At 41.0% G+C, this 12,810-nt stretch carries 10 protein-coding genes and 1 riboswitch; of the genes, 4 read left to right on the top strand and 6 right to left on the bottom strand.

The annotated features are described in order from the left end of the window. The first annotated feature begins 72 nt into the window (after positions 1–72). Complete coding sequence (locus tag A9267_RS15400) at positions 73–1,203, top strand: site-2 protease family protein (protein WP_055022663.1); 1,131 nt, start codon at positions 73–75, stop codon at positions 1,201–1,203. 60 nt (positions 1,204–1,263) lie between these two features. Here A9267_RS15400 and A9267_RS15395 read toward each other — a convergent pair whose 3' ends face one another. The 3 genes from A9267_RS15395 to A9267_RS15385 form a co-directional block, all read right to left on the bottom strand. Next, positions 1,264–2,403, bottom strand: coding sequence for a succinylglutamate desuccinylase/aspartoacylase family protein (locus A9267_RS15395; RefSeq protein WP_065110051.1), 1,140 nt, complete (start codon positions 2,401–2,403; stop codon positions 1,264–1,266). A 53-nt stretch (positions 2,404–2,456) separates the two neighbouring features. After that, positions 2,457–3,806, bottom strand: a complete 1,350-nt coding sequence (gene lysC / locus A9267_RS15390; RefSeq protein WP_055022664.1) for a lysine-sensitive aspartokinase 3 — start codon at positions 3,804–3,806, stop codon at positions 2,457–2,459. 143 nt (positions 3,807–3,949) lie between these two features. Further along, a riboswitch (Lysine riboswitch) is annotated at positions 3,950–4,126 on the bottom strand. Between the two features lie 451 nt (positions 4,127–4,577). Next, on the bottom strand, positions 4,578–5,012 hold the full coding sequence (locus A9267_RS15385; RefSeq protein WP_055022665.1) for a DUF3293 domain-containing protein: 435 nt from the start codon (positions 5,010–5,012) through the stop codon (positions 4,578–4,580). Positions 5,013–5,694: 682 nt separating this feature from the next. On the opposite strand from A9267_RS15385, the gene arcA reads away from it, so the two are divergent. Both arcA and A9267_RS21810 read left to right on the top strand, forming a co-directional pair. Then, entirely contained in the window at positions 5,695–6,411 is a 717-nt protein-coding gene (arcA, locus tag A9267_RS15380; RefSeq protein ID WP_055022666.1) for a two-component system response regulator ArcA, read from the top strand. Between the two features lie 48 nt (positions 6,412–6,459). Continuing rightward, entirely contained in the window at positions 6,460–6,603 is a 144-nt protein-coding gene (locus A9267_RS21810) for a hypothetical protein (RefSeq protein WP_156669181.1), read from the top strand. 51 nt (positions 6,604–6,654) lie between these two features. Here A9267_RS21810 and A9267_RS15375 read toward each other — a convergent pair whose 3' ends face one another. After that, positions 6,655–8,925, bottom strand: coding sequence for a S9 family peptidase (locus A9267_RS15375; RefSeq protein WP_065109800.1), 2,271 nt, complete (start codon positions 8,923–8,925; stop codon positions 6,655–6,657). A gap of 234 nt (positions 8,926–9,159) precedes the next feature. Between A9267_RS15375 and A9267_RS15370 the strand changes: the two genes are divergently transcribed. Then, on the top strand, positions 9,160–10,152 hold the full coding sequence (locus A9267_RS15370) for a class 1 fructose-bisphosphatase (RefSeq protein ID WP_065109799.1): 993 nt from the start codon (positions 9,160–9,162) through the stop codon (positions 10,150–10,152). 86 nt (positions 10,153–10,238) lie between these two features. On the opposite strand, the gene A9267_RS15365 is transcribed toward A9267_RS15370, so the two are convergent. Together A9267_RS15365 and A9267_RS15360 are read right to left on the bottom strand one after the other, a co-directional pair. Next, positions 10,239–10,994, bottom strand: a complete 756-nt coding sequence (locus A9267_RS15365) for a thioredoxin family protein (RefSeq protein ID WP_065109798.1) — start codon at positions 10,992–10,994, stop codon at positions 10,239–10,241. Between the two features lie 130 nt (positions 10,995–11,124). Then, positions 11,125–12,369, bottom strand: a complete 1,245-nt coding sequence (locus A9267_RS15360; protein WP_055022669.1) for a dicarboxylate/amino acid:cation symporter — start codon at positions 12,367–12,369, stop codon at positions 11,125–11,127. Between the last annotated feature and the right edge of the window lie 441 nt (positions 12,370–12,810).

Here is a 12,810-nt window from a genome sequence, read left to right as displayed (position 1 = left end):
AATGCCTAGCAATTTCACCATCGCTACTTCACTCATCATGACTCATCACACAACAATGGAACAGTAAAAGATATGGAACTGCTGAATATAGAATGCCTTGGCAAACGTCTACGATTAGAAGGCTCTATGGCCGGTTGGCAACAACTTTATTGGGATAATCAATTAGTCTCTCAAAAATCGGCATCTGCAGATAACCAGGCTTTCAATGTGCACGAATTCGAATTATCGCGCCCGGCTTCAATGGCGGGAGCAACGACTGATGACATTATTACTGAAACCAGTAAAACCATTGTAAAAGTAAGAGTAGAGGCTGATGTCCAGTGGCAGCCTTTTATCATTAACTACACGATTTTGGTTGATAATGACACAGTAGCTCAAGGGCAGAGAAATACTAAAGATATCGAACAACAAGTGCCTGAAGTCGCTCCTGTTAAAACGCAAAAATTCAGTATGATTGGCTTAGCCTCACTTGGGTTCAAGCTATTAAAAAGTGCCAAAGTTGTCAAAGCTATGCTCGCTGCGGCAAGTGTCGCGGCCTATTCATGGCTATTCTCAATTGAATTTGCACTTGCATTAATTGCCTGTCTGGTTGTTCACGAATATGGCCATATTAAAGCCATGAAGCACTTTGGTATGAAAACCAAAGGGATTTACCTTATCCCATTCATGGGCGGTTTAGCTGTCAGCGATGAGCGAATAAATACTCGATGGCAAAATGTCGTCATCTCTATCATGGGGCCAACATTTGGCCTCTTGATGTCAATAGCCTGCATGGTCGCTTATTGGATCACCGGCAATATCTTTTTTGCAGGTTTAGCCAGTTTTAACGCCTTACTAAATCTGTTTAATCTACTGCCAATTTTACCCTTAGATGGCGGCCATATTCTTAAAAGCATCACTTTTTCAATGAACAGCATGGTAGGGTTAATAGCCTGTATCGCTGGAGCGGCAATAGGCGTATTTATCAGTTACAGCTTAGGGCTGGCTTTATTAGGATTCTTGTTGCTAATTGGTAGTTTAGAGATTGTATTTGAGTGGAAAACTCGGCACCAAAGTCACCTGTTGCCCTTAGATAGGTATGGGCAAATTTTCTCAACGGTTTGGTACTTTTTAACGGTTGGTCTACTTATCGCTATTATTTGGTATTTTGCAGCTTCAGGCGACGAGATGCTGGCTATGCCGCTTGAAATTTTAAAGAGTTAATACTTCAATATGCTATCGCTGGCAGTTTGCAATATCTTTGCTATTGCCAGCGACTCACCATTAACTGATCTCAAAAACCTTGGTCATTACCTTATAAAGCTCTGTCCCTTGATGCACAGAAGCTGAGGCAAAATGCAGTACAGGAACGCAATCACAAGGTAAACTGATTGTCGTCACGGCATTCTCAGTTCCGTATTGATCAAGTCGTAAAAGGGTCACTAACGGCTCACCAGCTTTCAAAGGGTGTCCTACCTCTGCGCAATACTCCACTAATCCAGCTTTTGGTGCATGGAATTTTTTATAGTTAGCTAAATCACATCCCCAACGCTTCATTGGTGCAGGTTGCACTTTTTCTGCGATTACACCTCTATGACTTAAGTACGCCAAGATCCCCATCGCATCGAGTTCTGCATCAGCCATATCGACACGCTCTTGACTCGCCAATTCAAGCGTAAACGCCGCTACGGGGACGTCAAAATGTCTCCCTTGACGCGCACAAAAGCGTTGGAGCTGCCACCACGGGTAAAATGCAGCCTCATCCATAGCACCGCCAAACTCATTAGGAATAACCAATGAATAAGGAATTGAGAAATAAGCCGCAGATGCGACATCATACTCTGGGCAATATAGATGTTTTGCAGACTTAGGGCCGGTATGTAAATCCAATACAATATCCGCTTGATGCGCCATCGATTGTAGTGTCACCGCGAGTTGATGCCCCGTGCTAATTCCCCAAGAGTTATTTAAACGTTGCTGACAGCTTTGTGCTAATAACACTCGAAATGCGGCGAACAACTCATTATTTGATAAAGCCTTGTTTGCTTGATACCAATTAGGAATGTCAGCCACTATTGCGGCATGTTCAAAATATTCTCTATTCCAGTTCACTCCCGTAATAGGATCAAATCGCCCAAGAGTAAACTCACCACTTTTTTGATTAATCCCCAATGGGTTAGCTAAAGGAACACAATGTATATCACCTAAGATTTGATGGCCTTCTAATAGCGTCATCAACTGATGAATTACCGCGTTACCCTGCACTTCTGCGCCATGAACATTGGCTTGAATATAGACAGATGGTGCAGCACTATCACTTCCTTTAAACGTATAAATAGGAGCTGTTAGCGCTTGGCCAGTAGCCAATTCACCTAATTGAACTGTAGATACGTGAGCGTTGGAGGTGCGATTCGCTTCTGTCATATATTCTTTAGCCTCATATGTTCCAAGCATTGTTACTTGGTGAACACTTCCTATTATTCAAATAAATTTTGGTGCAATGAATTAACCACATCTGCCGCTTCAGATTCTGCTACTAATACACATAAGTTATGCGGGCTTGCGCCTTGACAAATCATTCGCACATTGTGCTTTTCTAATACTGAGAAAACACGGCTACAAATCCCTGCTGTTGAGGCAATTTTATTACCAATAATAGCCACTAGCGCCAATTTATCTTCAACACGAACTCGACAATGCTGTGATAACTCCTGCAGTAATGATTCACTCAATAACCCCTGACCGCTAGAGTCTGATCCTGTTTTATCGAGCGTTAATGAAACATTCACTTCTGAAGTGGTAATCAGATCAACTGAGATTTTGTGCTTGGCTAATGTCGCAAATGTTTCAGCAAGGAAGCCTTGTGCATGCAACATTTGCAGGCTGTGCAAATTAAGCAGGGTTTGATCACGTCTTAATGCAACAGCACGGTATACGGGAGCGTTTTCTACTTGATGTCGAATCCAAGTACCGCCTTGTTCTGGCGCTTTACTTGAACCAACAAACACTTGAATTTGTTGACGAACGGCAGGAAGAATCGTCGCAGGATGCAATACTTTAGCACCAAATGTTGCCATTTCAGCGGCTTCATTAAAGCTGATTTCAGGGATTGGTCTAGCATTGGGAGCAAGACGAGGATCGGTTGTATAAATACCTGCTACATCGGTCCAGATTTCTACCGCATCAGCTTTTAAGCCCTCTGCCAACAGTGCTGCTGAATAATCACTACCACCACGGCCAAGAGTAGTGGTGCGCCCTTGGTCATCAGCGCCAATGAAACCTTGCGTAACAATAACTTCATTGGCTAATAGTGGTGCTAAATGCTCAGCACCTAACGATGCTATTTGCTCTATTTGCGGCTCTGCGCGGCCAAAATGGCTGTCTGTACGTAATACTTGTCTGACATCAAATGCACTTGAAGGAGTGCCCTTTTCACGAATAACAGCAGAAAATAGCAATGAAGAACATTGCTCTCCCATTGAAAGTAGTTCATCAATGATTGCTTTACTGCGATCTAATACAAGCGCATCACTGAGCACTGACATACGGCTAAGTAACTTATCAATACCTGCGGCAACATCTTGAGGACGATCGAGCTGATCAACAATGTCATATTGAATTTGGCCAATTTGCGTCAGTAATGCTAAACGACGCTTGTCATTCACATTAGCTTGCGTAAGCTCCACCAATAAATTAGTTACGCCGCTGGATGCACTAACAACAACGACTCGAGTATGTCTGTTGGCTAAGATAATATCGGCGCAGCGGTTCATTGCAGCGTAATCTGCCACAGAGGTTCCACCGAATTTAGCTACAACTAAGCTCATACTGACACCTCCACGCTTGAAGGATGACATACAAATACGAATTGACTACTTAGATTAAAAAACATGATTACACTCCGAACTTACTTCGTTCGAAGAGCCTGGTGCAGTGATAACGCACCCTTATAAGAAGGGAAACAGCAATCTTCACCAGAAGCTCTCCACCAATGAATAGGTGACAATCGTTAGGATTCAGCCTAATCGACCGATATGAAATGAAACCAACCATTTGACATACCTCGGCGCTAATCTCCCTCATAAGTGGTTTTAGGAATTGGTTTTCCTCGCACTTACTACCTAGCTAACGCTCCTCTTCTGTTTCTTCCCTCAGGAAGAAATTGAAAAATACCAATAAATAACCACCTAAGTCAATTATGGAATGTAATAAAATTACTAAATAACTGAATACTGAATATACGACATTCATACTCGCTGTCATCACATCAGCTTAGGTATTTAAATAGTTTGGATAAAAATAGCTTTATTTACAGACACTAAAGATATGAAAGCACGCATTAACTTTAACGTAAAATGCTAACAATACAGTATTTAGCTATATTAAATAGACCATAAGGGAAGTTTTAGTTTCAAACTCTGAATAAAGGCATTTTTAGATAGGTCGGCCTTCCATAAGCCATTTCTAATTCAAATCAATACAGCGCTATTATAAATAACCTTATCTATATAAAGTGGGTTTATCAGCTGCCCTAATGCGTTGATATAATAGATGAGTAGCAGTATCAGCTTGACGGAACAGCTTTATCAATCAAAAAATTACTCATGAAGATCAGGCAACTCATTGACCACCTGAGTGCGAGTCATAAAATCGCCTATCATCACTTCTTTATCAGGTGCATCCCCACAAGCAACTAATGACAAACGGCCTTGATTGACATAATAGATTGCATGCTGTTTAAACTCGCGTCCAAGCTCCAAAGCTTGTTCTTTTTCAATAAAGATAGCCCAGCTTTTTTCCATATGAGATAAATCGGGAGCGGCTCCAATAAGCGAGCGATATGGACGCTTATATTGTTCGATTTTGGTTTGTAATTGGCGGTCGAGCAAACGGTTTTGACAAGGAGTTAAGATACTCCCTAACGGGTTATGAGCAGTGACGATTGCAAAAGGAATATCATTCGCAAGTCTCTGCGTTAGTAAGAATTGTGTCCCTTGATATTTGTGCCAAAGGCACTCAATTGCATTTTCCATTATTTCATTTTCTCTGTTGAACCCAGTTTACAGTAGCAAACCCTTTATTACAGTGACAGCCCATGTGATACAAGTCACAAGAACCATAATTATATTAACCTTTTAAATCAGTATCTTACCTAAAAAACCAATTTTGTAACAATTCTAGAGAGTAAATTTGTTAACATTTCATTTGTTAACAAATGCCTAAAACGAGTACAATAATCATCACTAGCTAGATTTTGCTACATAACTATTAACAGTGATACAAGCAGTTACATACTTCAGTAGTTTAATTGCTACTAAATTTTCAAGCTTGTACATTTTGTTCTACATTTTAGATGATATAAATATAGAACAATTATTAGTTTGCCAAGGAACTTTAACGAGCAATCTAATCTCATAGTTTTATGAATCATTGTTTTAATAGATCTTTCGACTGATTGTGAGTCAATTAATACTCAGCATACAATCTAAGTATTGATTTTTTATGATCACATTTATGTCACGTATGTCACTTTAATGATGTATTAAGCTGAATGTAGATAATGTAGTTAGTCATGAAGCGTGTTTTGTTCAGGGCAGACATAGATAAACACCTATCGTGAAATTGAAAAATTATCGGCACTTTCATAAATAAGCAGTGCCACCGCCCTAGTGCAACATGACTAGAATCGAATTGTTTTTAATTTAGGTAAATAACATGCAAAACCCACACATTCTTATTGTTGAAGATGAAGCTGTAACCCGTAATACTCTGCGCAGTATTTTTGAAGCAGAAGGGTATGTAGTAACTGAAGCAAACGATGGCGCAGAAATGCACACAGCCATGCAGGATAATAAGATTAATCTTGTTGTTATGGATATCAATCTTCCTGGTAAAAACGGTTTATTGTTAGCTCGTGAACTTCGTGAAATCAACAACATCGGTCTTATTTTCTTGACTGGTCGTGATAACGAAGTTGACAAAATTCTTGGTTTAGAAATTGGCGCTGATGACTACATCACTAAGCCATTTAACCCACGCGAATTAACTATCCGTGCTCGTAACTTATTAACTCGTGTTAATAGCACTGGCGCAGAAGTAGAAGAGAAAGGTTCAGTTGAATTCTACCGTTTCAATGGTTGGAGCTTAGAAATCAACAGTCGTTCTCTAGTTAGCCCACAAGGTGAGTCTTACAAGCTACCACGTAGTGAATTCCGTGCAATGCTTCACTTTGTTGAAAACCCAGGCAAAATCTTAACTCGTGCAGACCTGTTAATGAAAATGACTGGCCGTGAGCTTAAGCCACATGACCGTACTGTTGACGTTACTATCCGTCGTATTCGTAAGCACTTCGAAAGCTTACCTGATACGCCAGAAATCATCGCGACTATCCACGGTGAAGGCTATCGTTTTTGCGGTAACTTAGAAGACTAATCATTAATAGTGATACAAAAAAGCCAAGTCAATGACTTGGCTTTTTTTATGACTTTTTATCAGTCACGTTTCTACAATGATCAGCATATGACATCTCGCCAAAGTGCATTACGCACTTACTTGTTTTTCCTTAAATCTAACATCCCTTTAATGGCGACGATTATTGTTGAGCAACTCTATCAAATTCTTTAAACACAATGCCCCCACAATCAAATTGAGGGCAATGAGTACCACTACAGCCATTTACTTCAACTCATTTTCCAAGAAAGCAGCCAATGATTTGTAAAGGTGATTTCTCACTTTCTCACCACGCATTGAATGTTTCGAACCTGGATAATCCATCATCTGAAATAATTTACCTTCGTCCTGCAATGCCTTATAAACACGCGTACTGTTTTCAAACAATACATTGTCATCGGCCATGCCGTGATACATCATCAAACCTGATTGATAATTTTTCACATATGGTAAAACGCTCGCTGCATCATACCCTTTTTTATTTTTTTCTGGGTGACCCATGTAACGTTCTGTGTAATGGGTATCATATAAACGCCAATCCGTTACCGGAGCCCCAGAGATTGCCGCTTTAAAATAATCAGGCGCTTTAAACTGCGCCATAAGCGCCATGTACCCGCCATAACTATGGCCATAAATACCAATATTATCACCATCAACAAACGGTAAGCTTCTCAGGTAATCAACCCCGACTTTTTGATCCTCAACTTCCGCATCGCCCATATTTTGATAAATTACATACTCAAATTTTGTGCCGCGATGGGCAGAGCCACGATTATCAAGCTGAAATACTGCAAAGCCTTGTTGAAGTAAATACTGAGTAAAGTAATCCGCCTCACTCCAGCTATTAACGACTAATTGCGCATGTGGACCACCATAAACACGTACCACTACCGGATACTTTTTACTGTCATCAAATGGTACAGGCTTAAATAAGCGATACTGTAATGCTTGGCCATCTTCAGCTTTAAGCTCGCCAAACTCAGGCATTTTCCAAAGGCCTGCAAAATCATACAAAGGATGCGACGAGTTAACTTCGTTTTGTTCAACCCAAGCTAAACGCTGACCGTTTTCATCATGTAGGCTGACTTGAGGTGGCTGACTAAGACTATTGAAGTAATCGATATACACAGGTTTATTATTAGCAAAAACCGCTGAATGCATGCCACTTCGAGATGATAGCTTCTCTATTTCCCCGCCAGCTAACGGCACACGATATAAGTGACGCTCAACAACAGTATCTTTACGGCCAGAGAAATACACCCAACCGCCTTTTTCATCGACTAACTCCAGCGCATCAACCGTCCAATCACCTTGGGTTAATTGTTGCAGCACTTTGCCGCTTAAATCGAATAAGTAAAGGTGGTTAAAACCATCACGTTCTGATGCCCAAATGAAAGACTTTTGTTGTTTTAAAAACTGTAAATCGTCATTAAGATTAACCCAAGCTTCACTGCGTTCAGCAACAATGGTTTTCGTCTTGTTGTTACTGGTTAAATCAGCAATCCGTAAGTCTAGTGATTGTTGGTCGCGACTCTGCCATTGGAATGACAGATGCTTACTATCTGGTAACCATTTCACTCTTGGCAGGTAAATGTCTTTTTCTTTGCCTAAGTCAATCCATGAAACTTGTTGCTCTTTTCCTTCTTTGGCAAGCGTAATAACGCCTAACTCTATTTCAACGTTGGTTTTTCCCGCATATGGGTAACGCTGCTCGGTGAGTTTAATTCCATCAGCATAAATCTCATTACGAGTAACCAGCTCAACGCCTGACTCATCAATGCGAGTAAAGGCAATGGAAGTTTCATCTGGTGACCACCAGTAACCTGTCATGCGCCCCATTTCTTCTTGAGCGACAAATTCAGCCATACCATTTTTTATCGGCCCTTTGCCATCAAAAGTCAGTTGGATGAGTTTTGACGTTTCTAGGGCTAGGACAAAAATATTCTGCTCACGTACAAACGAAACAAAGTTTCCTTTTGGCGATAATCTTGCGTCAGTAGCAAAGCCTTCACCCGTATCCAGTTCTACCGTTTTATTGTCTGCTAAAGTGAAGTAATAAAGCTTACCCGCAGCAGGAATAAGCAAAGCTTGGCTGTTATCAGCCCAAAAATATTCCATGATACCTTGACCATAAATACGCTGACGTTCACGGCGAGCTTTTTCTTCGTCAGAAAGCTCGCCTGACGCTAAATCATCAGCATTAAGCAATATGCTGCGTTTAGATGTCTTAATATCCATTTGCCATAAATCAAACAAATATTGGTTATCCTCACGGCTCGCAAGGTAGGTTACTCGACTGCCATCAGGTGACAGCTTTAACCCTCTTGGGCTTGCTCCTGCTAAGGCAGGCGATGCATGAATACGTTCGATAGTGAGTGGGGTAGAATTTCCTGTCATTTTCGTCGCCGCTATTGCTTGTGAAGAAACCAGTGCGCCAGCCAATGCTAACGACATTACCGACACAGCTGACCATGTCGCTTTCCATTTATTTGTCATTGTTATTCCTTGCTGTAAACCGAGGCAAATTTCATTATTTGAATTATTTATTTAACCTAATGCCTACTAGAATTCGTTATTTTGCCTGAGTTTATAACAAATCGGTATCCCGTCCTAACTTGCTCAACTTTTTCACGCTGTATTGTGCGTCAATCTGAGGTATTATCGTTGCCAATAAATTAAAACATTAACCACTGGTTACCGACCTTAACCTCTACTGTCTTAGGAACAAGCATGCAAACTTTGACACAAACCCTTACAAAACAAGCAGTACCCGACTCACTTTCACAACTCATTTTACGCTTAGCCGACTGTTCGAAAGACATCAGTCAAGCGGTTCGCCACGGCGCACTTGCTGGCGTCTTGGGCGCAACAGAGCAAGAAAATGTTCAAGGTGAAACTCAGAAAAAGCTCGACGTTATCACTAATGACATGCTTAAAGATGCGTTAAAAGCCGAAGGAAACGTGCGTGGACTCGCATCAGAAGAAGAAGATTATGTCGTTGAAGTCAATAAACAAGGCGAATTCCTTGTGTGTTTTGATCCCTTAGATGGTTCATCAAACATTGATATCAATTCGCTTGTTGGCACTATTTTTTCAATCTTGCCAGCACAAGATGGCGATTTAACAGAAGCCAGCTTTTTACAAAATGGTCGTCAGCAACTTGCTGCAGGTTACGTGCTTTATGGACCATCAACCATGATGGCATTAACCATTGGCCAAGGTACTCAGTTATACACCCTAAACCCTGATACCAATGAGTTTTTACTGACTGATGAAGCGGTTAACATCAGTAAAGACACTGCAGAGTTTGCCATCAATATGTCAAACCAGCGCTTTTGGGAAGCACCAATGCAAACTTACATCAGTGAATTATTGCTGGGTAACATTGGTCCTCGAGAAAAGTCATTTAACATGCGCTGGATTGCTGCGATGGTGGGCGATGTTCATCGCGTATTATGTCGTGGCGGTATCTTCATGTACCCAACTGACAATAAGAACCCAGAGAAGCCATACAAGCTACGTTTAATGTACGAAGCAAACCCTATGGCATTATTAGTTGAACAAGCCGGTGGTAAAGCCTCTACGGGTTATGGCGATATCTTAGATATTAAACCTGAAGAAATTCATCAGCGTGTTGCGGTTATCTTAGGTAGTGCTAACGAAGTCGATGCTTGCTTAAGCTATCATGGACTTGATTATAGTAACGAACCAGATATTGCATAATCGTGCAAACTTAATAAAAAAACCGCCAATTGGCGGTTTTTTTATTAAGCCATCGACCCAAACTGATTCGCTGGCTCAACGATTCCCTATTCCCAACTGAATTTACCATATTCAGGAAAAGCCAGCGCAGTTTGCGGGTTAGCTGCTAGTTCTTGCTTCATTGCTATAATATCTTTTTGCAACTGCGTTCTGTATTGCCACACTTCTGTCGCAACCGCTTGAAGCTCTTTTGAATCGCCAGCGTTACCATTTCTCACCGCAGCCCATATTGGACGTAGATAATCAAAACTTTGCTTTAAGTGGGCCACATTTGCATCAATGAACTCATCTAGTTGCGGTGATGTTGGTAATGATTCAACAGGCTGAGTGCCGATGGTTGAGAAAAACTCGATATATTCATCTAACGGAACACTGTCGGCGCTTTGCCATTTTGATAAATTGACTTCATTAAGTAATTGCCCTGTTCTTGGATCAATAACCATCACAGTCGGTGTGCCAAAGTAAGCAGGATAACCATACTTTTGCGGTAAGCTATGCATATCGTCAAAATATGCCACATCGACGAATACGGTTTCAAAACGTGAGATTAAAATAGGCTGCATTGTTTGGTCTGAAAAGTTACCCGCCAGACCTCTGCTGTCATGACACCACTGTGCCCCCATCACGACTAACAATAACTTTCCTTGCTCTAAAGCCTTTGACTGAGCCAACTCAACTCTTTGCAGATCATTATCGTGTGCGATAAAAGTATATTGCGGTAACGCTTCAACGTGGTGCTCTGTTGACTGACAGCCCATCAATAACATCAATGGTATTAATAATATTCCAATAGCTAATCTCACTTAACGCTCCCTTTTGCTCAGTGATACTGATTTACCTTATCAGCATATACAAAAAAGGCCTGCAAATGCAGACCTCTTATCTAGCTTATTAAAAGAACTAATTCATTTAATAGTGAATCGACTCATCGCATTAAGCTTTTTCAGCTTCTAATTGATGCGGCTTCTCAGTTTGATCAACGATAGTTAATACCGCGGTATCACCTACTACGTTACACGAAGTTAGTACCATATCAATGATACGGTCAAGCGCTGCCACAATCGCAAAGGCTTCAACAGGTAAGCCCATCTGATGGATAAGCACACCAATCATGACCATCCCGCCACCTGGAACACCACCAGCGCCCACTGACAGTAAAAACACACTGAACAATAATGCTGGGATTTGCTCGCCACTGATTGGCATGCCAAAGGCATTCGCCACAAAGAAAATCGCGATAGTAATATAAATCGATACGCCGCCCATATTCATCGTTGCACCAAGCGGAACGCCAAAACCAGCAACGGCACGATTAACACCAAGCTTATCAGTCAAGGTTCGCATAGTAACCGGAATCGTGGCATTTGAGCTTGCGGTTGATAACGAGAATAAGATTTGCTCGCGGGTTTTCTCACGAAACTGCTTGGCAGTCACTTGCGTGAAGAAGCTGACTGCGAATGGGTAAACCACAAAAATCCACAGCAACAATAGCCCTAAAATGAGTAATAAATACTGCACAACACTGAAGAAAATTTCTGGCTCTAACGTTGCCCCTAACTTGAACATCAACGCAAACACACCAATAGGAGCCAAATTCATCACAACAGAAATCAAACGCATCATAATAATATTTGCAGTTTGAAAGCCTTTTACAGCACCTTTGGCAACTTCACCTAATGATTTAATCACACCGCCAAGTAGCAGCGCCATAAAGATAACCTGAAGCATATTGCCCGAAGTAAATGCCGAGAACGGGTTATTCGGCACGATATTCACGATAAGCGTCATTAAGTTGGGTAATTCAGTCGCTGTAATGGCCACATCGACATTGCTTGTCATATCGATCCCTTTACCAGGCTCTATGAGCATAGCAACGGCAAATGCTGCCGTGATAGCCACTAGGGTATTGATGATATAAAAACCAAATGTTTTACCACCAAGCCTGCCAAAGCTTTTTAAATCTTGCAGCTCACAGACACCGCAAACAATACTCACAAACACCAAAGGCACAACAAGCATCATGATCATATTGACGAACATCTTTCCGATGCCCGATGCAATGTCGACTAATGTCCCAGAAAAGAACGCTACATCATTTAGCGCAAATTGGACGATACTTCCGAGAAATACCCCTAAGAATAACCCGATAAAAATTCGAGTTGATAATGATTTAACCATGATTGTTGTATTCCTAGTTCAAGCCGACTTCAGAAGCAAACACCTAAAAACGACAATAAAATTGTTTTAATTATTTTAGCGACCACGATACTGAAACAAGTTGCAATACATTTCAATGTTAGAGATCAATAAGTTGTTACTCCCATTGAAACGGCAGATTTACAACTATAATTAACCAGCTGATTTTAAAGCCCTTACACTAAAATATTAATCATTTAAGAGTCGAAGCCAGTTTTGCTCACCAAAACACATCCCTTTAACAGCTAAACATATCGTATTTGAAAGACTGAAAAGTTAAAGTCACTAGTATACGGATTAATATTTCGACTTCACCCCATAGTGCATCACATGGGTAATATATGTTGCTAAATCAAATTGAAATATGAGTTAACACAAGGAAAACAAAAAGGGGTCAAGTTGTAACAACCAGGTAGACTCCAG

The organism is Shewanella sp. UCD-FRSSP16_17, from assembly GCF_001675935.1.
GTDB lineage: Bacteria > Pseudomonadota > Gammaproteobacteria > Enterobacterales > Shewanellaceae > Shewanella > Shewanella japonica.
Note: the sequence above shows the minus strand (reverse complement) of the source record. Positions and strands in the feature narration are given on the sequence as shown.

Bases quoted from the DNA above. Each gene is read 5' to 3' on its own strand.
- A9267_RS21810 (WP_156669181.1), top strand. From the start codon at position 6,460: ATGACTTTTTATCAGTCACGTTTCTACAATGATCAGCATATGACATCT.
- lysC (WP_055022664.1), bottom strand. From the start codon at position 3,806: ATGAGCTTAGTTGTAGCTAAATTCGGTGGAACCTCTGTGGCAGATTAC.
- A9267_RS15395 (WP_065110051.1), bottom strand. From the start codon at position 2,403: ATGACAGAAGCGAATCGCACCTCCAACGCTCACGTATCTACAGTTCAA.
- A9267_RS15375 (WP_065109800.1), bottom strand. From the start codon at position 8,925: ATGACAAATAAATGGAAAGCGACATGGTCAGCTGTGTCGGTAATGTCG.
- A9267_RS15385 (WP_055022665.1), bottom strand. From the start codon at position 5,012: ATGGAAAATGCAATTGAGTGCCTTTGGCACAAATATCAAGGGACACAA.
- A9267_RS15370 (WP_065109799.1), top strand. From the start codon at position 9,160: ATGCAAACTTTGACACAAACCCTTACAAAACAAGCAGTACCCGACTCA.
- A9267_RS15360 (WP_055022669.1), bottom strand. From the start codon at position 12,369: ATGGTTAAATCATTATCAACTCGAATTTTTATCGGGTTATTCTTAGGG.
- arcA (WP_055022666.1), top strand. From the start codon at position 5,695: ATGCAAAACCCACACATTCTTATTGTTGAAGATGAAGCTGTAACCCGT.
- A9267_RS15400 (WP_055022663.1), top strand. From the start codon at position 73: ATGGAACTGCTGAATATAGAATGCCTTGGCAAACGTCTACGATTAGAA.